This window comes from Priestia sp. 3CA3, assembly GCF_056836725.1.
Window position 1 is genome coordinate 715,381 of record NZ_JBXENJ010000002.1, and the last position, 23,269, is coordinate 738,649.

The following is a 23,269-nucleotide window of genomic DNA, read 5'->3' on the forward strand; positions in this document are numbered from 1 at the left end:
CTCCCATCCTTTTACATAATTATCGAAGTAATTCTTCGTCAAATCCAATAATGATCGTTATGATACAAGCTGAGACAATTGAGACGATAATAGCGGTTACAATTGCCATGATAGTTTGTTGGAAAATTGGAATTGCTAGTATAGTAGAATAGCCGTATACATATGCTGTTGCACCCATTAGTCCTGCTACAATCCCCCCTAAAGCACTGCCAGCCATTACGCCATACATGGGCTTTTTTAATCTTAAATTCACTCCATAAAGCGCTGGTTCAGTAACGCCAGCTAAAATACACCCCACCGCCAAACTATAGCATTCTGCTTTTAAAGCCTTGTCTTTCGTACGTAAAGCTACCCCTAAACAAGCTCCGCCTTCAGCCATGTTATGCAGCAGATATGCTGGTTTGAATAATCCGTCATATCCAGGGTTTGTAATAGCTTGTACCATAAATGGTGTGACGGCATGATGCATACCTGTCATTACTAGCCAAGGCATACATGCTGCTAAAATACCCACAGCAAAAGGTCCAATATTTACTGATGACCATAAGAAAATATGAACAACATAGCTACCAACTATATCACCTAGTGGCCCTAGTACTGTAATTCCAAGGATATATGCAGCTGTAATAGTCAGCATTCCAACAAATACTGGACGAATGATACCAGGAATTACTTTCACTAAAAATTTCTCGCAATAATAAGCAAATATACTAATTAATAATGCTGGAAGCAGCGTGCTATTATACTTTACGAGTGTCACTGGGATATTTAAAAGTGATAAACTTGTCCCTTCCGTAACAGCAGTCATAAAAGTAGGATAAACAAGTGCTGCTGCAACAGTCATACTATATAAAGGCGTGCCTCCTAGCTTTTTACTAGCACCATAAGCGACAAAAATAGGCATAAAGTAAAATGGTACATCCGCTAACATATTTAGCATCGAATACGTAGAAGAGCTCTCGAATGCTGGAAATACAAGTGTAGCTAATAAAAGAAATACTTTTAGCATACCTCCAGCAACAAGACCAGGAATCATTGGTGTAACTGCAGCCGATACAAATGCAAGAACTTTATATAAAAATTTACCGATCGTCTTCTTACCAGTTTCCGTACTCTTCGTCGTATGACTACTTTGACTAGCTTCTTGCGTTTCATTTGTGCTAGCACTGCTATTTGCTGATTGAGATTCAAATGTTTTAGAAACGCTTTCATAAATAGGTATCATATTTTGACCAAGCACAATTTGCAGTTCGTCTTCTGGGAAAACCACTCCTAAAACTGGCTTTATAGCTTGTATTTGTTCTTGATTTACTTTAGACTTATCCTTAATAAAGATTCGTAATCGAGTAGAACAATGAGTGACGCTGGAAATGTTCTCTATACCGCCACTTTCTTCTATTATTTTTTTGGCAATCTCTCTATGGTTCATTGTTGTTCCTACTTTCTATTAGGTGATAAATATGATTTTTGATAATTTAAAACAAACAAATAATCTTACGAGTACAGAGAATGTTATTGCATCATTTATTTTAGAATATCCAAGAATAGTAGTTAACATTTCATTAGAAGAACTTAGTGAAGAATGTCACGTCTCTCAGGCCTCAATCATTCGTCTTTGTAAGAAATTAGGTGTAAAAGGTTTTTCTGATTTTAAGATTAAACTTGCTTCTGAATTGACATCATTTGCACTTGATGGACAAATGCCGTCTGTTGATTTACCAATCCCAGAGGAAGCTACAACAGAAGAAATTGCTAATACGTTCTATCGCCTGTCACTTCAAGCCTTAGAATATGAGTACAAAGCACTGAACATTTCGGATATTAAAATGGCTGCGCAATTGATTAATAAAGCAGACATCACTTATATTTATGGACGCGGAGAATCATTAATCATTGCGGAAGACTTACACTATAAAATGATTCGGTTAGGACTTCTATCCGTTCTTGAGCCATTAAATGGATTTCAGGAAGCTCAAAGTTTTCGAGATGATAATCCTACAAATATTAAAAAAGCAGCAGTGGTAATCTCCCAGTATTCTAATAGTCATCAAATGCATTACATTATCGATGAACTAGTAACAAACAACATTCCATTTATTTTATTGACTGCTTCTAAAAACGCTTGGCCATATGAAAAATTAGCTCATGTGACGTTGCGTATTCATTCGACAGAAAGCAGATATAAAATGGGATCGTTTACATCGAGAAATGCGATGCTCTACGTCCTTGACTGCGTCTTCGGTGAATTATTTAGCCTTAACTATAAGAAAAATAGTAACAATTTATCTACTTTTGCCAAAAGAAAAACAGAAAGAGATTACTTTTACAAAAACAATAATCTTGAATAGAAAGCAGAAGGCACTGAGCGTGCTTTCTGCTTTGTGCTTTCTAGATATTGTTTCCATTATTTTTTATTAAGTTTGCATACCAATCAAATGAAGCTTTCTTTCTTCGCTCCATGGTGCCGTTCCCTTCGTTGTCACGATCAACGTAAATGAAACCATACCTTTTTTTCATTTCAGCCGTCCCGGCACTGATAATGTCAATGGGTCCCCAATAAGTATAGCCCATAATTTCTACCCCATCTTGTAAAGCTTCTTTCATGGCTTTCACATGATCCCTCACGTATTCAATACGATAAAAATCGTTAATTTCACCATTCTCATCTATTTCATCGATTTGACCTAGTCCATTCTCCACAAGAAAAAGTGGAAGCTGATATCGATCATAAAGCTCGTTAAGTGTATATCTTAACCCTAGAGGATCAATTTGCCATCCCCAAGGGGTAGTCCCAATATACGGATTTGGCGTTCCTTGATCTCCTCCTGTATCACCATAGAATGGCTGGCCATACTCATGAGTTGAAGTTCTGTAGTAGCTTAAAGCAAGGAAATCACTCGTATAACATTTAATAATTTCTTCATCTCCCGGCTGCATGTTTACTTCTACGCCTTCTTCTTCCCAAATTCTTGAAGTATAACTTGGATACTCTCCTCTGATCATTACATCTCCAAACATCAGTGACCTTCTGCGTAACTCCATTGTTTCAAATACATCTTCTGGCTTACATGTATGCGGGTAAACATTGCTCAGTGAAAGCATGCAGCCAATTTTACCATCAGGAATAATCGTTCTAAATTTTTTAATAGCCAAGCTGTTCGCTACAAACATGTTATGGCTAGCCTGATAGACTACTTGCTGTCTGTTTTCACCTTCTTCAAAAAAGATACCGCCAGCTCCCCCAGGCATTCTTCTCATATTATTGATCTCATTAAAAGTAAGCCAATATTTCACTTTGTCCTTGTATCTTTCAAACACTGTCTCACAATAATTTAAAAAGAAAGTAATTAACTTTCTGTTTCTCCAGCTCCCATATTTTTCAACAAGGTGTAAAGGCGTTTCATAATGACTTAACGTAATTAAGGGTTTCATGCCCCTTTTAATCATTTCATCAAATAAATCATCGTAAAACTTTAGTCCAGCCTCATTTGGCTCTACATCATCTCCATTTGGAAAAATTCTTGACCAATTAATAGACGTGCGAAACACATTAAAATTCATTTCTTCCATCAAGGCTAAGTCTTCTTTGTATCGATGATAAAAATCTATCGCTTCATGGTTTGGATAGAATTTATTCTCGTCAATTACTTTATCATGAGCATGCTTAATCCCATTTGCAAATCCAGATGATATATCTAAACCTTTTCCGTCCTCCAGATAAGCTCCTTCAGCTTGATTGGCTGCGATTGCACCGCCCCACATAAAATCTTTAGGAAATTCTTTTAATGACTGTTTCATAGTATTCTCCTTTTTTATTGATTTTGTATGTATACCATATTATGAAAACGCATACTCCACAATATATCTGAAAGATTCAGAAAGAAAGTAGCAGAGATTTTTATAAAAACAGAAAAATCCTGATAGTCATCTTGCAAAATTTCTAATCGAACGACCTCGTCGGTTTCTGGTGCAAAGTATTTGTATGTGTTTTAAGTAGCTTGTTTACCATAAAACAAACGCCTTTGGAATCTAATTATGAACATAGGCAATATTCGTTTATCAAGTGAAGGTATTCACACAAAATAAAAAGCTACCTCAACATTAGAAGCGAGGTAACTCATTAAAGAAAATAGAAATATACTCTAGTTGTTTCATCTTCAAAGCCTATAATATGGATGATTTCATGTATAACAACTGGAGTTAGTATGGATTCATGGACACCATTTAATTAAGGTCTTACAATGACTTTGAGACGATTTGTCCAAAATGGAGCTGCATAATTTTTTTACTTCTTACTTAATTTGTTGTTCTTGTTTCATTTTTAATAATTCATCAAATGCTTGCCAGGGCATTAACGCACAATTATGTCTTGAAGGCAGCTTATAAATATCTCTTAAACTAATCGCATCTTGTATTTGAGGATCTTCTACTTCACTTCCACGTACAATCATATTTTTTATAAGGGTAGAAATATCCTTTATTTCTTCTATTTTTTTGTCTTTTGCTATCGTTGTAAACATCGATGAAGAAGCCATACTAATAAAACAACCTTCTCCTATAAAAGATATATCCTGCACTCGATCGCCTTTAATGACTGCATACATTGTCATGATATCCCCACAAGTAGGGTTTTTATAATGCACTTTATGAGTGTAGGATTCCATCGTTCTGTGGTTTCTTCTATTTTTCGCATGATCCATTATTACATGCTTGTATAAATGATCTAGGTTCATTTATTTCCCCCCTTATGCTTTTAAGGAAAACGATCTACTGATAGAAAATCGAGGCTTTTCTTACACCTTTTCTTCTACTTTAATCAGAACCAAACAACCTATCCCCCTTATTGGATAGGTAAATTGTGAAGATGTCGTCTTTTTTATAAAAAGCTTTTTTGCTTCGCGCTTTCTTCTAAGCTTTTTAACTCTTTGTTTAACTTTTCTTTATCAAATTTTTCGCCAATAAAGACGAGATTGTTTGGAAAGGATTTTTTTTGTGGAAAAGAGTAAGGAATTCCATATGAATATTGAAATAAATAAGTATCTTCCTCACTTCCTACAAACTGTAAAAAGCCTTTTATTCGATAAATAGTACCAGGCAGTTCTTTTATCCATTTTTCAAATTCTTCTTTTATAACTTTACCTTCAAATTGATAAGTCATCGTTTGAATATGCAGATGGTGATGAATGTGTAGTTCAGTATGATTATCCACAGAGGAATGAAAGGAATGATTAATTTCTTCTAGGGATGAAATATTCCCATATGTTGTTTTGCTCATTTGAGCCTTAGTATTCACCTCTCTTATTTCCTCTTGTAGAGATAATTGATCTTCTTTGGTCACTAAATCACTTTTATTTAAGATTAAATGATCACTATATTTTATTTGTTCTACAAGCAGCTTCTGAATTGATTTATTCAATTTCTTACGATCTTTCCATCTGCTTAAATCAATGACGCTAATAATAGACTTAACATCAATATATGGCGCAATAATAGGGGATAAACAGGCGTCTAAAACTTCTAAAGGATGTGCAACTCCCGTTGTTTCTATGTAAATAACATCTGGTTGATGCTGTTGATAGAGAGATAATAGCTGCAGTTCTAATTGATCCTTCATCGTGCAGCAAATACAGCCATTTAAAAGCTCTCTTAACGGCGTTTCTCTTCCAATAATATCTGTATCAACAGAGTGCTCTCCTATTTCATTTAATAAAACAGCCACTTTTTTCTTTCGTTTCTTCTCTTGCTCTAAAATAGTTTGTAATAAGGTCGTTTTTCCACTCCCTAAAAAACCACCAAGTATATATATTTCAATTTTTTTCACCTATCTTCACTCATTTCTTCTTTTATATTCAATGTTTCGTTTCTTTCATATGACCTGAGCGCTTACTTTTAGTTTCAATATATCTTTTGTTATACTCCGTTGTTTCACATCATACCGGAATTCTTCTATTAATTTTAATTCCTCTATCTACCCTCATCTAAGAAAATTTTACTGCCGGTAGCATTCTTTTGTCCCTGATATTTTCCTCTGTAAGGACTAATGGTCGATTGATCCATTTGGGCAAATACTAGTTGGCAAATTCTCCACCCTTTAATTAGCCTTATGGGCAGGCGGTTAGCATTATATAGTTCAAGAGTAATTTGTCCTTCAAACCCTGGATCTACCCAGCCGGCATTTTGGATAAACAATCCCATTCTGCCTATAGAGCTTCTGCCTTCTACAAAAGCAGTTAAATCATTGGGAAGTTTAATGTACTCCAATGTAGTTGCCAGCAAGAACGAATGCGGCGGAATAATTATTTCATCACTTTTTAGGCGTTCATATTTAATTTCTTGGTCTAAAGACATAACACCTACTTGATGCTCTTTAACCTTTAAATAGCTAGATCCTATTCTTAAATCCACTGAAGCAGGTTGAATTTGATTATCCGTTAACGGTTCAATATGTAATTGTTTGTCTTTTATTTTCTGCTCGATAGTTTTATCAGATAAAATCATCCTATTCTCGCTTTCTTTACGTTTTAGTATAAAAAACCAATGATTACACCTTATGAAAAATAAGCAGGTTAAAAAGTATTAACCTGCTTCCTTCGATTGCAGTATAAATCAAACCTTTTGACATTTTAGAAGCCACAAATGAGATAAAATATTTTCTACTACGCCTGTTGTAACTTCCAAGTGAAGGAATCTGTAAACTCACTCCAATCCTCTTCCAGCTCTTCCTCCGTTAGAAGACATTGGTCTAATTCCTTTTCAATTTTATCTTGTTCTAAATCCACACCGATAAATACTAATTTGGTATGACGGTCACCAAACTGATCATCCCATTCATCCAATAAATGCGGATTTTGTTTAATAATTTGCTCTTGTTGGTTTCTTGGCAAGGAGGCAACCCAATAAGAAATAGGCTCAATACTTACAGATGGTCCAGCTTGAGACATTAAAAGTGCTACATTATTTCGGCTAGCGCACCATGCAATTCCTTTAGCTCTAACTATTTGCTTTGGCATTGAATAAACCCATTCAGTAAAACGTTCTGAATGAAAAGGCCTTTTTATGTCATAGACAAAAGAACTGATTCCATATTCCTCTGTTTCAGGTGTATGCGCATGATGACCTTCATTGAGTTCCTTTATCCAGCCAGCCGAAGCGCTCGCTTTATCGAAATCAAATAAGTTCGTATTTAAAATTTCTCCTAAATCAACTTGTGAATGAATAGCACGAATAATTTTAGCACTAGGTTGTAATGTTCTTAGTACGTTCTCTAATTTCAGCAGCTCACCTTCTGTTACGAGGTCACATTTGTTTAGAATCAGCACATCACAAAATTCAATTTGGTCAATTAGTAGATCTGCTATTTCCCTTGTATCCTCTTCTCCTAACGATTCTTTACGATCAAGTAAAGAATCTCCTGACTCGAAATCTTTCCAGAAGCGATTTGCATCTACAACCGTCACCATCGTATCAAGTTTACAGAATTGAGTTAGATCAATTCCTACTTCTTCATCGATATATGAAAACGTTTGTGCTACAGGAACGGGTTCACTTATGCCTGTAGACTCAATTACTATATAATCAATATTTCCTCTTTTAGCTAATTTCTCTACTTCAATTAGAAGATCTTCTCTTAAAGTACAGCAAATACACCCATTTGACATTTCAACAAGCTTTTCTTCAGTTCGGGATAAATCTCCACCCTGCTTTACTAATTCAGCATCGATATTGACTTCACTCATGTCATTTACAATGACTGCTACTCTTAATCCCTGTCGATTCTTTAAAATATGATTTAATAATGTAGTTTTTCCAGACCCTAAATAGCCACTTAAAACGGTAACAGGTATTTTCTTCATTGGAACACTCCTATACCTAAATCGTAATTATTACGATTTAAGCATACTATGTAGATTAGATGAAGGCAAGAAATTTAGTAAAATTGTTATTTATTTCTCTTGCATTTTTATATGAGCTGTAAGGCACTCTTTTTATTCACTAGTGATTGGAGCCCCTCTGCTGTATAGATATACTCAAGGATCATACTAAAACCCAAAAAAACTTATTAAAAGAATCCATAGGTCCTTTTAATAAGTTTTTTCCGTTACCAGTGCCTTTACAGTTTTTCCGTATAACCTCTTAAATTTCGAATTAAGAAAGATGTCCCCGTCAGTAAACAATTAAGAAATAAATATTTCGTCAGATAGTGTTGAAAACTGTATGTGAAGTAGAAGTATAAGAAGAACACAAAACTAAAATAGAAAATAAACTTTAAATATCTTTTTAAAACTGCGTTATGAGGAGAATTCACGTTGACTACTCCTTTTAAAGTCATATAATAAAATTATTTTTTCAACCTATATTGAAACGTTTTTCTGTGTTATTTTACAAAACAATTAGAAAAATGATAGGCAATGTAGCAAGGCTTAGAGAGGTACTAATTAACGTTGCGCTTGATACAAACTCCGGCTCTGTATTAAATTGCAGCGCGTACATAGTTGTATTAGCAGCTGTGGGCATAGCAGCCATAATAATCATGATTTGTTTCACCATCTCATCCACAGGTAGCAGAAGCGTTAGTATATAAGCAATAAACGGCGAGATTACAAGCTTGATCGCTAATGACCATGAAACTTTGGCTTTGGCTAAATTTCTAATTGATATTTTAGCAAGCTGCATGCCAAGTACAATCATGATGGTAGGAATAGCTGCACCGGCTACTAAATCAACCGCTTCTTTTACAGAGTTGCTTAACGGAATATGAAGAAACTGAAATATAGCTCCTAAAAGTCCCCCATACACAATTGGTATCCGTCGGACTGCGTCAATAGCTGATTTTATACCATTTCCATTTGGACTTCCTTTCGCAGCATAGTAAACTCCAACTGTACACATGACCAGTTGCTGTATGACCATGAGAATAATGGCAGAGTCTAAGCCGGTAACGCCAAAAAGTAATAAAACAACAGGTGTACCGTAGTTTCCATTATTCATAAATGAAGACGCTAATATCATTCCACAGGTTTCTGAAGTAGAATATCGCTGAAAATAAGCAATAATATAGACGACAGCAATTAATGCAAAGCAAAGGGCAAATGTGTATAACGTAAGATATAAGTAATCAATCGTAAATTTGGTTGTGTAAAATGTTTTGAACACTAGAACTGGAGACATCAAATAAAGTGCCATTGTTGAAATCGTTTTGGTATCAAATCCTATTTTCTTTTGTCCAATAAATCCAAGTGCAAAAATCCCGAAAATAGGAAGAAGGATTGTTAGGAACTCCATGTTTGTTCACCTTCGTCATTTTTTCTTTGTTATTTTCCAAATGAAAGACCTAGAAAATTAAGAATCTAGGTCTTTCATTTAAACTAATACATTATAAATTTAGAACAATGATACGTTCTTCCGTCATTTCTTCAATTGCATATTTTGGACCTTCTTTTCCGTTACCGCTCTTTTTCACACCGCCATACGGCATATGATCGACACGATACGCTGAAGCATCATTTACAATTAATCCGCCTACTTCGATTTCACGAGCTGCCTTCATAGCAAACTGTAAGTCGTTCGTAAAAAGGCCTGCCTGTAACCCATAGTCAGAATCATTTACTTTTGAAATCACTTCATCAATCTCATCATATTGAGCAATGGCTACTACTGGCCCGAATACTTCTTGACGACAAACTTTCATCTCATCATTTACATTAGTCAAAATTGTAGGAAGATAAAAAGCACCGTCACGCTTTCCTCCTAGTTCAATTTTTGCCCCTTCTTCCACCGCTTCTTTTACCCATTCTTCCACTCGCTCTGCTTCTTTAAGACGAATCATAGGTCCAATATCGGTTTGCTCATCCATTGGATTACCGACTACTAACTTTTCTGTTTTTTCTTTTAGCTTATTAACAAAAGCAGTATAAATATTCGTATGAACATAAATTCGTTGAACCGAAATGCAAACTTGTCCTGCGTTATTAAAGCTTTTTTGAGAAATTAAAGATGCAGCTTTTTCTAAATCAGCGTCTTTATGTACGACAGTAGCCGAATTATTTCCTAGTTCAAGTGAAACTTTACGTAAACCCGCCTTAGATCGGATAAGTTCTCCTACTCTTGGGCTTCCTGTGAACGTAAACATATTAACATCTTGGTTTTCTAATAACCATTCACCAATTTCTGCCCCATCTCCAGTCAATACTTGAAGGCGCCCTTTTGGCAGCCCTGCTTCTTCCATTAACTCAGCTAGCTTGAGCGCACAAATTGGAGTGACTTCAGCAGGCTTTAATACTACGCTATTCCCAGCTGCGATTGCCGGTCCAAGTTTATGACAAACTAGATTGATAGGTACATTAAACGGTGTGATAGCTGCAACAACGCCAACCGGGACTTTTACTGTAAAAGCCATACGATTCTCCGAGCCTTGAGCCGATTCAACAGGTACACCTTCTCCATGAATACGCTTTGCCTCTTCCGCTGAAATTTGTAAAGTTGTAGCCGCACGCTCAACTTCTCCGCGAGATTCACGAATAGACTTTCCAACTTCAGTAGCCAAAATTTCAGCAAATTCTTCTTGGCGGCTTAGCAGTAGCTCAGCTGCTTTCATTAATACCTCGTAGCGTTCATATGGTGAAAAAGTGTTTTTTAACGCCTCTTTCGCGCTGGCCACAGCTTTATTTACATCGTCTTTTGTAGCTACTGAGATTTCAGCTGCAGGCTGCTGCGTATATTTATTTAAGACTTCCATTTTTTCTGCTGTTGTTTCCCATTCCCCATTTACATATAAACCATATTGTTTGACTTGAGTTAAACTTGTCATTATCTCCACATCCCCAATTGTATTAGCGTTTTATCTTGTAAGCTCAATATTGTAATGATATTTATCACTGCGATATTTTGTTACCGTAAATTCGAGTGGCTTATCATCAAAACCGTAACTTACTCGTGTCATTTCAAGTAAAGCTTCTCCGCCTCGTATGCCTAACAGATCGGCTTCATAAATTGTTGCATTAATCGCAGATATCTTCTCTTTAGCTCGTTTCAAGAAGATTTCATTCTCTTCTAGCACTTCGTAAAATTTTGCACGATTTAAATCTTGTTCAACTAGTATTTTCCCAATATGCGTAGGCCAGCAAGAACGTTCAATAGCAATAGGCACTTCATCGGCAAAACGAATTCGTTCAATAACTAAAACCTCTTCTCCAGCGTCCAATTCCAGCATGGAAGTTTCATAATATAAATCTTTTTTAAAATCAGTGCGAATGAGTTTTGAATTTGGTGTTAATCCTTTTTCTGCTACTTCTTCTGCTAGTCCTTTAAGCTTGCCTAAGCTGCCGCCGATAAGAGGCTGAGGTTTTACAATTGTTCCTCTGCCTTGTTTTTTTTCCAGCAGCCCGTCCTGTACTAACATAGAAATAGCTTGTCTTAAGGTAGTACGGCTTACATCAAATTCTTGCATTAATTCTTGTTCTGTTGGAATTAACGTATTCGGCTTCCAAACTTTTTCTTGTATACGTTTAATTAAGACATCTTTTACTTGAAGATAAAGCGCGATATTTTTATTAGAACCGATTGTATCTTTCATGTTCTCCAACTCCTTTTAAGTTAGCGTTTGGTATTATTATATAGTATTGGCTAACTTTTACTGTAGCAGAGAAGTACGTTTTTCTTAGATATAGACCTTTGTTTCTAGATTAAGCATACGTCCTAGTTCAATTAGGTGTTCTGTCACATCACCATACACTAGTGCAAAATGAGGTTCGTACCCCGCGTGCATAAGTTCATAAAGTGTGTCTGATGCATTTGTCGCCAGTTCCACTTCTACAGACGTACCTGTAAAAGGCTGCTCTACATCTAAGGCATCTCCTTTCATCACTAGAAGGCGATACCCGTCAGGCGTATGACTTACCCTGAAGATCGTTACTTCTCCTGCTTTTAATCCAAAATCCATCGCAAAACCAATTTTTCTGTTAGGATGTACCCCTGCTGTTGCTCCAGTAGAAGGATTCGCGAGCGAATATGCTCCTGCACCGCAATGCCAAAAAACAACTGAGTTTTTTTCTTCGTCTATGTGAACTAAATCTCCCAGGTAAGGCGCATTTCCACCTGCTAACTCACGCAGGATAAACATGGAGATTGATCCGTGAATATCTGACTCACAGGATGTCACCATTCCGTCTTCCGTAAACTGAGATAAAGTTGAGCACGGAGCAGCTCCTAAATCATTAAAGAAATCGGGCCAACATCGCATAGCTAGTGCATCTAGCTCTTCACGTTGAATGTGCTTTTTAATATATGTGGAAAATTGAGCAAATTTAGCAACGGTTTCATCGTTTCGATTCAGACCAATCACCTGCTTTTCTGCCCGCTCAACTTCACCTATCCATTCGTGTTCTGGAAGCTTTACGCACTCTTTAAACGCTTCTTGTAAATCCATCTTATGAAGCGTTACGCCAAGTGCGCTTTTTAATTCTTCTTCGTTGGCTTGTGAAAAGAAGAATCCCGGCGGATAATCTCCCACTACCCCAATTTTTAATTCATTTAATGCTTTTAGCACGCGCATAACGTTAATTTGTCTTAATAGACGATCCTGCAAGGCTTTCTCATCTGGATTTCCAAATACAAACGCAAACGGATGCTGATGATTACGCAGTACATTACTGGTGCTATTTCCGCCTGTTAACGAGTTTAAACGTAAACGTCCCCCTACACTTGGCTCACGTACGGACCAAACAATTACAGGCTGTTTAAAATACTCCAATATCTTAACCATAAATTCACCGTCGGCAAACGTAACGCTTTGATATAGAACGGTATCAATCTTATCCCCTTTAATTGAATCAAGAAATCCCTGTAATTCTTCAACTGAAGTTATAATTTGCTCCGGCGCGATAAGAGTACTGCAGTTGCCGTTCAGCCACTCCATACTTTTTTGACGATACATTTCAGCCGCTTCAATATCAAATGTTTTTCTACCTATAGGCACATATAAAACTGTTGTATTTTGCATATAGAGTTCCCCTTGTCGTAAAACTATTTGTTATAACCATTTTAAAATACATCATTACCTTTATCAACACTATTTTCCGTTTGACTACATTTCTTATATAAATAGCTCTTAAATTAAATGTGAAGTAGTTTAGAAAACAACTCACTCCATATAGATTTTTTACGGTAAAATACAGGTGGATAACCTAATGGCGCTTGAACAGTAACCGATCCTCCTGTGTGCTCTTCACCGCTCCATACATGGACCCACTGATCTTCTGGTAAATATACTTCCCACTCTGTTTGGTTTTCTTGATGAACCGGCGCAACAAGTACATCTTCACCAAATAAATATTGATATTGAATATCATATGTTTTTTCGTCTTCTTCATAGTGCATAAACAAAGGTCGCTGAACAGGAATTCCACGTCGCGCATTTTCTTCTACAAGTGATCTAATATAAGGTGCCATCGTTACATAAACATTAGACATTCTTGCTAAATGCTCTAGTGTCTCCTCATCACCGTCAAACTGGAAACAATCATCCGGACGATTTCCTTCATGTGTTCTCATCATAGGCGTGAAGGCTCCCATTTCTGCCCATCTCATCAGCAGCTCTTTTGAACGTTTATTACCATGTAGACTTGTGTACCCGCCAATATCACTATGGTGTAAGCCACAGCCACTCATTCCTGATGATAAAGCTGCAGGAATAACGGAAGCTAAACCATCATCCAGCGACCAATCTACGCTTTGATCTCCGCCCCAAAGAAGCGTACAGTATTTTTGTATGCCCGTATATCCGGCGCGCATAAAGTATACAATTTCACCAAGTTTCCCTGCTTCTGATACCGCTTCATAGTTCGCTTTTGCCCACATTGTCGGCCAAGCATTATGCATAATCTTAGCGTCGACTCCATTTTTGAGCACAACGTCAGTTGGTAAGTATTCGCCAAAGTCGGCCATCCATCCGTCTAATCCAAAATCAATCATGTTCTCTTTAATAACTTGTTTATACCATTCGGTAGCCTCTTCGTTAGTAAAATCAACAACTCCGCAATAAAATTCACCGAAATCCACTAAATACGTATTTCCTTCCGTATTTAATGCTAAGTACCCTTTATCTTCAGCTTCCTTATATAAATCACCTTCAATGGCTACATATGGATTAATGTAACCTAGAAAACGAATATCATTTTCTTTCCACTCTGCAATTTTTTTATCTAACTCCGGATATTCACTCTCGTTCCATTTCCAATTCCACATTAAACGTTTGCCGAAAGAAGTAATACGTTTGCCCTGCCAATCTTGGCACCATACTCCAGATACCTTCATACCTTTCGCTAAAACTTTTTCTAATTTTTGTTCAACAACATCTGTACCGCCTTGAATACCTAAAACCACGCCGTTATATACCCAGTCTGGTAGCTCGGGCTGTCTTCCGAATAAACCCGTAATTTTTTCAACTAATTCAAGGTACGTATCCGCCGTTTCAAACAGCATATATTCAGGTACTTCCCAAACCTGCAGTTCATGGAACGTCTCATTACGAAAATCAAAGTCCGCGTATGCCGTTGTTTCTACGTGACAATAGTACTTTTTACTAGATACATATGTAGGCTGAGGAAAGTTGGTATTATAGTAATCTCCTCCAGCTCTATCAACTACATCAGCTTGCCATGTTACATATGTTTGTTTGTTTCTTCCTACGCCCGGCTCAGATGTCCATAAAGGAAAGTTTTTTCCTCTCATATTAAAATGAGAAAGTTGTTCTCCGCATCCATATACTTTCTCTTGTTTATCTGCAGCTACTCGTAACCAAAAGCGGTTAATGTTCGCATCGTGTTTTTGGTATTCTACTTTTAGACGATTCTCTTCTTCCTTAACTATAAGAGACAGCATAGTATCTCCATTGTTAAAGCTGGAGAAATCAATTTTATAAGCCCCTTCTACTTCTTCAACATTCGCGTAGCGAAGAGCTGTACGTTCAGTCACATAATCTTTAATATCAAAGTTCCCTCGATACATTTCAATCGTTTCTTCTCCATAACCAACAAACAGCATTGGCTTTTGTATTGTATGCTGAAGTAGAACTACACCGTTAAGAGCAACTTCAAATCCATCTTGTAAGATCTCCACATTGACTCCTTTAGTTACGTTTAAGGTACCTGACATTTTTATCTCTCCCATCAATTAATAGAGCTTAGTCTTTTATCTAACATTCATGCGCTCTATTGATAAACTTTAATATTTTCTCCTTTTATACCTGGGTGTGCGCCTTTATTGATTAATTGCTCTCTTTCAGGATGAGCAATTAACCATTTATTTTTCATAAACAATAACTCATCTTCTTTTGTTCTTTTTTGAATATTAGTTGATAACGGATCATTTGTTCCTTTAGGTAAAATGACGACTGTTTTAAACCCTTCGTTATTGACCTTACAAGGAGCAAAATGTAATGTCGTACCATACAATTCAATTGCTGCTCCCTTAGGTACGAAGAAAGCGATTACATCACTTGAATTAAAAAAGTTATTTTCAACTCCCTGTACCTTACCTAATAAAAGAACCATATCCGTTATAGCGATGTTAATTTCACTGCTTTTATGATACTCAAGACCATTCAAAGTTGAATTAGGACCATTACAATATCCAATTTGAATAGGCATCTCACCATAAAAAGCTTCTTGAAGCTGATCTTTAATAATGGTATTTTCCATCTCCGTGACGGATGCTACGTATACATTCTGATCTTGAGGAATAGTTAAACTATCCATATATGTTTCTAGTTCACTGAAATCGTATTCATTAATTACCTTTCCATAAGGCTTAAATTTGCTGTCCTCTATATGATAAAAAGGTACATGTTTATTTAAGTCTTTCATGTATTGAAAGCTGCTCAACGTTTTCTTCTCTCCTTTTGCTATATAAAAAGCCCCTCCAAGAAGATAATAAGATTCTAAGAGGCGCCTTTTATAAAATACATATGTTTATTTTAAGACAGGAGCTTCTGTGACTGTATTATCCCAAGCGTTGCGGAATTTGTTTAAACCATAGTCTGTGAACGCATGCTGGAAGCTTTCTTTATATACATCAAATCCGCAAGTCACAATATGCGCACCAGCTTTTGCCGCATCTACAATTTGTTTACCATTACGTAAAGCAGCAACAATGATTTCTGTGTTGTAATCGTAGTTTTTATAGATATTCACAATATCCTGAATGTATTGAGTTGTATCGTCCCCGCTATTTTCTTTCCAGCCGACAAATGGAGATACAAATTTAGCTCCAATTCTTGCAGGCTGAAGTGCTTGTGATGGCGAGAAGACAAGAGTGACGTTAGTAGAAATACCTTCTTTTTCAAATTCCTTTGCTGCAATTAAGCCAGGCTCTGTGCATGGAATTTTAATAACAAAGTTTGACGATAATTTAGCAATCTTTGTCCCTTCTTCTACCATATCTCTAGCATTATCTAAATGAGGATTGATTTCCACTGAAATTGGGAAGTTTTCGACTCCTTTAAATTCACTTGCAAATTCATCTAGAACCGTTAAAAATGGTTTACCGCTGTTCATAATGTGGCGAGGGTTTGTTGTAACTCCATCAATTGCCCAGTTTTCATACGCGTAACGAATTTCCTCTAAAATTGCACTATCTAAAAAATACTTCATCTTTATACCTCCAGTTAAGTGACTATTACCCCTAAAAGATAATGACCTTTGTATAATTTGTAATAACCTTTGTATTTATAATATGAAAACGCCATCAATATTTCAAGTACTTTTTGCTAGATTATTAAATTAATTTTGTATTTCGTCCATTTTACCTATCATCTTACATTGGTATTCTATTTTTACTTTTAGCAAGATCGGCTACGATTTTATTGTATTTTTCATCTGAAAGTTTATAAAAGAAAAACATGACAATAATCGTTGCAATGGCTAATGCACTTGGATAAATAAACATTAACCCTCTGATTCCCTCCAGTACATTTGCACTTTGCACCGCGTTTGGAACGTAACCCACAACTCCTAACACAACGCCAGGAATAAAGCCTGCAAGCGCTTGAGAAAGTTTACGGAAGAACGTAAAGAAAGAATACACAACACCTTCAGATCGATTTCCAGTCTTCCATTCGCCATACTCTACAGCATCAGAAACTAATGCCCAGTTCAAACTGTTTACAAATGAGCTTCCGAAGAAAGCAAAGCAAGCTAATGTAATAAAAATCACTGCGTTATCTGCAAAAACATAAGCTAAAATATCTCCTACAGCCCAAATCGCGCACCCTAATATGTACGTAGATTTCTTTCCAATTTTTTTAACCATGAAAGGAACCATTGCTACGCCGATAAATACACAGCCGATACTAAAAAAGCCCATATAAGGAACGATTGCTACATTTTTTAAAACGTACTGACAAAAATAGACTTGTACAGCAAGCTTGACGTTAAAAGCTGAAAAGGTAAACAAATTAACTAAACAAAGAATGAGTAAAGGCGTATTCTTAAAAAGACCTTTATAGCTGTCAGTCAGCTTTACATTTGTGTTTTGGGGTTTTTCATACACATATCTTTCTTTTACATTGGCATAACAATAGACTTGTAATAAAACGCCCAAAAATGCAAAAATAGATACAGCCACTAAATAACCAGTAGATTGATTGTTAAACATTAAGACAATCGGCATAAACCCTACAGTTGTAATAAGAAGACCTAAATTTGAGCCTGCTTGTCTAAATGATGCCATTTCTGCTCGTTCAACAGGATCTTTTGTCATCGCAGGTACCATTGATCCATAAGGAATATTTGAAATGCTATAAATCGTTCCAAATGCCATATACGTTACATATGCCCATATAATCTTTCCGGTTATTGAAAAATCAGGATTAGTAAAGCTGACTATCGTTATCAAAGCAAGCGGTATTGCAGCATAGAGAAAGAATGGTCTAAATTTGCCTTTAGGGCCTATCTTCTTACGGTTATCAATCCAAGTACCTACTGTAATATCAGCGAACGCATCCCATATTTTCGTAATTAAAAATACTAAACCTGCTGTTGCAGAAGGCAAGCCTAACGCGTCGGTATAAAACTTCAGCAAATAAATTTGACCCAAGTCTAACATAAAGTTATTTCCTACATCTCCCAATCCATAAGCAACCTTCTCTTTAAGTCTTAGTTTCTTAGGCGTATTAATTGAATGTTCTACATTTTGAACCAATGGCTGTTCCATAAGTTCTCCCCCTTTGATTAACACTTTTTAAGACTTCACATTAAAGATGCATCACATAGGAGATTACAATTTTGATACACTTCCAAACTTATAACCTCCTCTAAATTGATACTAAAATCACCCCTCTTTCATAACATCACAATGTTTTTAAAAAAAGTTACTACCTTTTTATTTATAATATGAAAACGCATACAAATTATCAAGTGTTTTTTTTATTTTATTTACAAAAGGATGAATAATAATAATAAATCTATAGCTATCCCTTTGGGTTGTGTGCCGGAAAGAATGGTTATGTGCACTAGTTTTATATAGGATATAAAGATCTTTCCAGAGAATAATTATGATAAAATGGGATGAAAAGGAATTTAAAAATTAAAAGAGGTAAAATCAATTTGGGAAGAAATTTTGTTATAACGTTATTCATTTGTGTATTAAGTATTCTACTGAAAATTATAATGCTTGTTCTAAATTTGAATGGCATTTACGTGCAAGGCACCAACTTTTCTCAAGACACTATTGACCTTATTATAAATACCGTAATCTTATTATCCGTTACCACGATTATTATGTATAAACTAAAAGATAAAACTTTAAAAACCTTTACTGTTATATGTTCGACCTTTCTCATAGTAAGTAATTTTTGCTGGTGGCTGCTTATAGATAGTGATACTGCATACACTACTTTTTATTCTCCTAGCAGGAATGAAGCTTTTGTGGTTAAAGAAACGCGTCATAGTGAGGTCTATCAACTGTTGAAATTTAAATTATTATCAAAAAAACTTGTGGATATTCGTGGTGATGATGGTTACAGAATGTTTTACGAGGATAACTACAAATTAGAATGGATGAATCATAACAAATTAAAAATCCACTATCTATTCGACCCAATAAGCCCTAATGATTATAAGAATGTAACTGTTACATACAAGGAATATTAAATATCTAGATATACTAATAGCCTTTAGATTTGCCAATCTAAAGGCTGTTTTGATTATTGAAACAGGTATTATGTAAACTGATTTTGTATATGATACTCATGATTTTTTAACTCAATTCTGATATATAATCAGATAGGAACAAAATTATAATTGAGTCCATCTGAATAGAGGTTAGAAATTGAAAAAACGATATATAGTGTGTTTGACTGCATTAAGCTCTCTTCTAGTTATAGGATTTGTTTGGTGGTTTCTTTTTGCGCCTAGTTATCTACGATTTGCTCCAAAGGGAGAATATATTTCTCAAAGTACATCTCCTAACGGTGATTACATAGTAAAGATTTATCGTTCGAGTGGTGGAGCGACTACACCTTTTGCTATTAGAGGAGAAGTGACTTATACAAATAAAGTTTTTAATAAAAAGAAAAACATCTATTGGAATTACCCTCAGGAAACAGCCAAAGTTAAATGGGTAAATAACAAAACAGTTAACATTAGTGGTCATATATTGAACGTTACAAAAGATACGTTTGATGCTAATGATGTAGATAATTAAATTCTACTCTTAAACAACAAAAAGCTCTTATGAAAGAGCTTTTTGTTGTTTAACTACTTATAGGGTGATTATGGTAACTACAAATTTATGAAGTATAAGTCTTACTAAGCAAATTTTTTATTTATTGTTATATTGTTTTATAACTGTGACTATAACTGCCATTAACAGAACAATTGCGCTATTTATAAGTAAATAGTATCCAACTTGTAAACCATAAAATATGGCAAAAGCGTCTCTAATGATCAACAGTGCTAATATACCGCCTATTGCCCCAAATAAAGCCGCCAGTATCAATATTGTGAAAGCAGCAGCGTATAGACTTTTCTTTTTTTGGTAGGAGATAAATCCAACGATATTTGCAATGATAATAAAGAAGCCGATAAGTATTAAGAAGAAGTTAGCCATTTTCTTTAATTCTCCTCTACGGACTATTAATTGGTTAAAATACCCAATATCTAATATCACTTTAACATAACATTCTATGTGAAAATTTTGCTTCTTATAACATGTTTGATATTCATCCAAAAGAAGCTGACTTACATTTTAAGATCTTTCTTTATATTTTTCCTTATAGTTAAATTGGCTAAGCGTTTACGCGCTGATTCCATAGGACCCATTTTAAAATAACGAAGCCACAAAGTAGCAAATAACATTTGAAACAAACAGATTAATACCCAAACAAAAATGACGAAGAATGAACGAGGGTGTCCACCCAATCCAAGGCCCCATCCATAAAATAAAATTGAGCTTAAAACATTCTGTAACACGTAGCAACTTAAAGACATCTTACCTACTTTTTCTAAAACTCTCCATAATGAAAAGGCCTGAAATTTTTCAATTAGGAAACTAATAGCTCCCATGTATCCAATCGATAAAATAGGGGCAAACACATACCTTACTGGAAAATCAAAGTATCCTCCAGGAACAAATAATAATAGGTTTAGAGGTAGCCCAACTAAAAGTCCTGTCTTCATCATCCTCTTTCTGATATTAATACCATTGGAGTTATTGTCAAAAGCCCCTATTCTCACTAGTAAAACACCAATTAAAAACATACATATATTAAATGGAATGACGAAAATTGCTTCTGTGCGCAGCTCCCAAAAATGAAAAAGTCGATACTGAATTTGATTCATCCATGATCCATGTTGATAAAGGTGCACCACTTCTTTTGGAACAGCAACTAGCTCATCTCCTATTGAGTTAGTTAGCACACCTAAGAACACAAGTACTATAAAGAAAAGATGAATCGCTGCTGCACTAATCATTGCTATTCGTATCATTCTCTTTCGCATTTTTACGATAAACGATACGACAATGGCAGTTACTGCATAAGACATTAAAATGTCGTACTCTAAGACAAAAATAAAGTGCAAAAGCCCTTCCATTAATAAAAGTAAAGACAGCCATATGTACCTTCCCGGCCAAGTCTGATTTAATCGTTTTGATTGCTGATATTTCAGTTCTAAACCAACACCAAACATAATAGCTAAGAGGCCAAGTAATTTTCCGTTAATTAAGGACAGAAAAAGGATTCTTAAAAAGTCATCTCCTGATAACCACCATTGATTATGGTTAAAAGTAAATATATAATTTATATCTCCCAGATAGGCAAACAGCCAAATATTTGTTCCTAATGTTCCCAGAATCGCTAGTCCTCTTAATATATCTAAAGAGCGAATTCGTTTTTTATTCTCCACTTCCCATGCCCCCATCCTTTACTTTCATTCTAATAACGTTCCGAATACATTTCTAAAAAGGATTGTTTATTTTCGTTACTCTCCTTCTTGATATGTCATAGTTCAACTATATTAGATTACGTCGCGTCACCTTCAACCCTTATTTTTAAATGAATGAATGAATTATTTTTAGTGCAATAAAGAGAGCGTAGATACGTTTTGAGAAGTGCGAAGGCTGCCTGCTTTGGAAACAGGTTTAGCCAAAATCCAAAAGATATACTGGCTTACGCAGAGTACTAATTACAAAAAAAGAAACCCTAGTATTTTTAAGGTTTCTTTCTTTCTGATATTCCACTCTAAGCGACAATTGAAGATAAATTAAAATGCTTTTACTGCGATATAGCGTTTTCCAACGTTTTGTAATTCATATTCTAAAAGCTGGCATCTAGCTTTTAGAAAGTTCGTTTATCTCCCTTTCAATAAGAGCTACTGAAAGTTCGAATGCTTGTATCCTTCTTTTAGCTAAGGTTATTTGAGATTTATATCTATCGGCATTTTCTTTAGCTTCAAACGTTTTTACTGTCTGTCTGAGTTTATGTAAAGTTGAATCAATTTGACGTTTTGCTTCAACTAATTCAGGTACGTCAAATTTCATTGGAGTCCCTCCTTTTTATCATTTTTATCGATAAGATGGCTTTCTTTAAAAAGGTTGTTTATCGGCAGAGCTACTGTTATCTATATTTCCTGTACATGAGTAGCCATCCAAAAATGCTTATTATACCAAATATAGTGAACACAAACTTACCACTTAAAACTTCTCTTAACAATATACCTGATAAACTAGTGTTTGTTTATCTGTAGAAGTTGAAAGGTTCCTTTAAAAGAAGCAGGTTTTTTTGAGGTATTGAGAGGTGACGTCAATTTTTATTAAGATGCTCAGCTGTTCTAAAATAGCCTCTGCGTAAGGGCCACGCTAAATAACCCATTCAAAATCTCTCAACGCAATAAAATTTGTCATACAAATTTCGTTTTTCATCTTCACAACAAAAATAGTTTGTGATATACTTCACATGTAAGGATGTTCACATGAACTAACAAACTCTTGAATGTAAAGTAGAAAAAGCTATTTCACTCCGATGCCAATACGATTGAAATAGCTTTTTTTATGCTCTTATTTTGAGAACCCCCACCATTTCTACTGCTATGGCCTTCTGTACAGTTCTCTAGGAGAAGTAGTTACATCTATCTTACTCCCTTGCTTTTAGAGTTTGATGTTCCTAACCTATCACTCAAAAAATAGAGAGGGTTCTATTTTCCGCTTATTGCAGATCAACCCTTATTAATTGCCGCAATCGCTTTTGTAATACGAGCATCGTCACCTACTGCATCTAAGAGAGCTATTCCTTCAATTGTAACAAGAGCTAGTGCTGCTACTTGTTCTTTATCCTCTCCTTCGTCTACCTTAATGATATCTAGGTAGAACTGATAAAAGCTGTCGCAGATTTCCTTTGCTACAGAATGAAATGGGTCCCCTTCTTTTGATGCAACCGCAACTAATTCAAGCCACAGCTTAATGTATGGACGAACTTCAGGATCTCTCATCATGTTATACAAATGGGGAACTAGCGTCTGAAATGAATGCTTCTCCATTTCTGTATTGTGAAGCATGTAAATAAGCTTTTGAGAAATAAAGGATAGCACAACCGTAAATAATTCCTCTTTGTCATTAAAATAATGAAGTAGCATTCTATCGCTGGTTTCCGCTGCTTTCGCAAGATTTCGCAAACTGGAGGCCTGCAGACCATTTAATAAAATATAGTCAGCCGTTTTTTCTATAATTTCTTGTTTTTTCTTTTCACCTTTTTTCATATAAAGCTCCTTACTGTCTTTTT

At 35.5% G+C, this 23,269-nt stretch carries 20 protein-coding genes; 2 read left to right on the plus strand and 18 right to left on the minus strand.

Annotated features, from left to right (window positions below):
• Positions 1-19: 19 nt before the first annotated feature.
• Complete coding sequence (locus AC1VNJ_RS08935) at positions 20-1,429, minus strand: PTS transporter subunit EIIC (RefSeq protein ID WP_220462343.1); 1,410 nt, start codon at positions 1,427-1,429, stop codon at positions 20-22.
• 31 nt (positions 1,430-1,460) lie between these two features.
• Between AC1VNJ_RS08935 and AC1VNJ_RS08940 the strand changes: the two genes are divergently transcribed.
• Entirely contained in the window at positions 1,461-2,348 is an 888-nt protein-coding gene (locus AC1VNJ_RS08940; protein WP_033580092.1) for a MurR/RpiR family transcriptional regulator, read from the plus strand.
• Positions 2,349-2,388: 40 nt separating this feature from the next.
• Here AC1VNJ_RS08940 and AC1VNJ_RS08945 read toward each other — a convergent pair whose 3' ends face one another.
• The 13 genes from AC1VNJ_RS08945 to AC1VNJ_RS09005 form a co-directional block, all read right to left on the minus strand.
• Entirely contained in the window at positions 2,389-3,798 is a 1,410-nt protein-coding gene (locus AC1VNJ_RS08945; RefSeq protein ID WP_034267302.1) for a glycoside hydrolase family 1 protein, read from the minus strand.
• 494 nt (positions 3,799-4,292) lie between these two features.
• The gene (gene sufU / locus AC1VNJ_RS08950; RefSeq protein ID WP_482640657.1) at positions 4,293-4,733 is read right to left on the minus strand and encodes a Fe-S cluster assembly sulfur transfer protein SufU; all 441 of its coding nucleotides are present in this window, start codon (positions 4,731-4,733) and stop codon (positions 4,293-4,295) included.
• A 143-nt stretch (positions 4,734-4,876) separates the two neighbouring features.
• Positions 4,877-5,821: a CobW family GTP-binding protein gene (locus tag AC1VNJ_RS08955; protein ID WP_430052291.1), complete on the minus strand. Its 945-nt coding sequence runs from the start codon at positions 5,819-5,821 to the stop codon at positions 4,877-4,879.
• 143 nt (positions 5,822-5,964) lie between these two features.
• Positions 5,965-6,498: a dCTP deaminase gene (gene dcd, locus AC1VNJ_RS08960; protein ID WP_049165927.1), complete on the minus strand. Its 534-nt coding sequence runs from the start codon at positions 6,496-6,498 to the stop codon at positions 5,965-5,967.
• A 158-nt stretch (positions 6,499-6,656) separates the two neighbouring features.
• On the minus strand, positions 6,657-7,853 hold the full coding sequence (locus AC1VNJ_RS08965; RefSeq protein WP_430052293.1) for a GTP-binding protein: 1,197 nt from the start codon (positions 7,851-7,853) through the stop codon (positions 6,657-6,659).
• Positions 7,854-8,379: 526 nt separating this feature from the next.
• Positions 8,380-9,282 (minus strand): AEC family transporter, encoded by a 903-nt coding sequence (locus tag AC1VNJ_RS08970; RefSeq protein WP_028414821.1) that lies wholly within the window; start codon positions 9,280-9,282, stop codon positions 8,380-8,382.
• Positions 9,283-9,373: 91 nt separating this feature from the next.
• Positions 9,374-10,807 carry an aldehyde dehydrogenase family protein gene (locus tag AC1VNJ_RS08975; protein ID WP_028414822.1) on the minus strand — a complete coding sequence of 478 codons (1,434 nt, stop codon included), beginning with the start codon at positions 10,805-10,807 and terminating at the stop codon, positions 9,374-9,376.
• Between the two features lie 30 nt (positions 10,808-10,837).
• Complete coding sequence (locus AC1VNJ_RS08980; RefSeq protein ID WP_014458890.1) at positions 10,838-11,572, minus strand: GntR family transcriptional regulator; 735 nt, start codon at positions 11,570-11,572, stop codon at positions 10,838-10,840.
• A gap of 84 nt (positions 11,573-11,656) precedes the next feature.
• The gene (sftI, locus tag AC1VNJ_RS08985; RefSeq protein ID WP_098626296.1) at positions 11,657-12,997 is read right to left on the minus strand and encodes a sulfoquinovose isomerase; all 1,341 of its coding nucleotides are present in this window, start codon (positions 12,995-12,997) and stop codon (positions 11,657-11,659) included.
• A gap of 113 nt (positions 12,998-13,110) precedes the next feature.
• Complete coding sequence (locus tag AC1VNJ_RS08990; RefSeq protein WP_482640658.1) at positions 13,111-15,150, minus strand: alpha-glucosidase; 2,040 nt, start codon at positions 15,148-15,150, stop codon at positions 13,111-13,113.
• A 56-nt stretch (positions 15,151-15,206) separates the two neighbouring features.
• Positions 15,207-15,878, minus strand: coding sequence for a DUF4867 family protein (locus AC1VNJ_RS08995; RefSeq protein ID WP_154989974.1), 672 nt, complete (start codon positions 15,876-15,878; stop codon positions 15,207-15,209).
• Between the two features lie 87 nt (positions 15,879-15,965).
• Entirely contained in the window at positions 15,966-16,646 is a 681-nt protein-coding gene (locus AC1VNJ_RS09000) for a transaldolase family protein (protein WP_028414826.1), read from the minus strand.
• A 163-nt stretch (positions 16,647-16,809) separates the two neighbouring features.
• Positions 16,810-18,207 carry a glycoside-pentoside-hexuronide (GPH):cation symporter gene (locus AC1VNJ_RS09005; protein WP_028414827.1) on the minus strand — a complete coding sequence of 466 codons (1,398 nt, stop codon included), beginning with the start codon at positions 18,205-18,207 and terminating at the stop codon, positions 16,810-16,812.
• Between the two features lie 1,116 nt (positions 18,208-19,323).
• Between AC1VNJ_RS09005 and AC1VNJ_RS09010 the strand changes: the two genes are divergently transcribed.
• A complete protein-coding gene (locus tag AC1VNJ_RS09010) occupies positions 19,324-19,698 on the plus strand; it encodes a DUF5412 family protein (RefSeq protein WP_047750155.1) in 375 nt (124 codons plus the stop codon).
• Positions 19,699-19,815: 117 nt separating this feature from the next.
• On the opposite strand, the gene AC1VNJ_RS09015 is transcribed toward AC1VNJ_RS09010, so the two are convergent.
• From AC1VNJ_RS09015 to AC1VNJ_RS09030, 4 genes are all read right to left on the minus strand, one after another.
• Positions 19,816-20,103: a hypothetical protein gene (locus AC1VNJ_RS09015; RefSeq protein ID WP_028414830.1), complete on the minus strand. Its 288-nt coding sequence runs from the start codon at positions 20,101-20,103 to the stop codon at positions 19,816-19,818.
• Between the two features lie 131 nt (positions 20,104-20,234).
• A complete protein-coding gene (locus tag AC1VNJ_RS09020; protein ID WP_028414831.1) occupies positions 20,235-21,413 on the minus strand; it encodes a DUF418 domain-containing protein in 1,179 nt (392 codons plus the stop codon).
• Between the two features lie 409 nt (positions 21,414-21,822).
• Entirely contained in the window at positions 21,823-22,032 is a 210-nt protein-coding gene (locus AC1VNJ_RS09025; protein ID WP_028414832.1) for a hypothetical protein, read from the minus strand.
• Between the two features lie 674 nt (positions 22,033-22,706).
• Positions 22,707-23,246 (minus strand): TetR/AcrR family transcriptional regulator, encoded by a 540-nt coding sequence (locus tag AC1VNJ_RS09030; protein WP_028414833.1) that lies wholly within the window; start codon positions 23,244-23,246, stop codon positions 22,707-22,709.
• Between the last annotated feature and the right edge of the window lie 23 nt (positions 23,247-23,269).

Bases quoted from the DNA above. Each gene is read 5' to 3' on its own strand.
- AC1VNJ_RS08935 (WP_220462343.1), bottom strand. From the start codon at position 1,429: ATGAACCATAGAGAGATTGCCAAAAAAATAATAGAAGAAAGTGGCGGT.
- AC1VNJ_RS08940 (WP_033580092.1), top strand. From the start codon at position 1,461: ATGATTTTTGATAATTTAAAACAAACAAATAATCTTACGAGTACAGAG.
- AC1VNJ_RS08945 (WP_034267302.1), bottom strand. From the start codon at position 3,798: ATGAAACAGTCATTAAAAGAATTTCCTAAAGATTTTATGTGGGGCGGT.
- sufU (WP_482640657.1), bottom strand. From the start codon at position 4,733: ATGAACCTAGATCATTTATACAAGCATGTAATAATGGATCATGCGAAA.
- dcd (WP_049165927.1), bottom strand. From the start codon at position 6,498: ATGATTTTATCTGATAAAACTATCGAGCAGAAAATAAAAGACAAACAA.
- AC1VNJ_RS08965 (WP_430052293.1), bottom strand. From the start codon at position 7,853: ATGAAGAAAATACCTGTTACCGTTTTAAGTGGCTATTTAGGGTCTGGA.
- AC1VNJ_RS08970 (WP_028414821.1), bottom strand. From the start codon at position 9,282: ATGGAGTTCCTAACAATCCTTCTTCCTATTTTCGGGATTTTTGCACTT.
- AC1VNJ_RS08975 (WP_028414822.1), bottom strand. From the start codon at position 10,807: ATGACAAGTTTAACTCAAGTCAAACAATATGGTTTATATGTAAATGGG.
- AC1VNJ_RS08980 (WP_014458890.1), bottom strand. From the start codon at position 11,572: ATGAAAGATACAATCGGTTCTAATAAAAATATCGCGCTTTATCTTCAA.
- sftI (WP_098626296.1), bottom strand. From the start codon at position 12,997: ATGCAAAATACAACAGTTTTATATGTGCCTATAGGTAGAAAAACATTT.
- AC1VNJ_RS08990 (WP_482640658.1), bottom strand. From the start codon at position 15,150: ATGTCAGGTACCTTAAACGTAACTAAAGGAGTCAATGTGGAGATCTTA.
- AC1VNJ_RS09000 (WP_028414826.1), bottom strand. From the start codon at position 16,646: ATGAAGTATTTTTTAGATAGTGCAATTTTAGAGGAAATTCGTTACGCG.
- AC1VNJ_RS09005 (WP_028414827.1), bottom strand. From the start codon at position 18,207: ATGGAACAGCCATTGGTTCAAAATGTAGAACATTCAATTAATACGCCT.
- AC1VNJ_RS09015 (WP_028414830.1), bottom strand. From the start codon at position 20,103: ATGGCTAACTTCTTCTTAATACTTATCGGCTTCTTTATTATCATTGCA.
- AC1VNJ_RS09020 (WP_028414831.1), bottom strand. From the start codon at position 21,413: ATGGGGGCATGGGAAGTGGAGAATAAAAAACGAATTCGCTCTTTAGAT.
- AC1VNJ_RS09025 (WP_028414832.1), bottom strand. From the start codon at position 22,032: ATGAAATTTGACGTACCTGAATTAGTTGAAGCAAAACGTCAAATTGAT.
- AC1VNJ_RS09030 (WP_028414833.1), bottom strand. From the start codon at position 23,246: ATGAAAAAAGGTGAAAAGAAAAAACAAGAAATTATAGAAAAAACGGCT.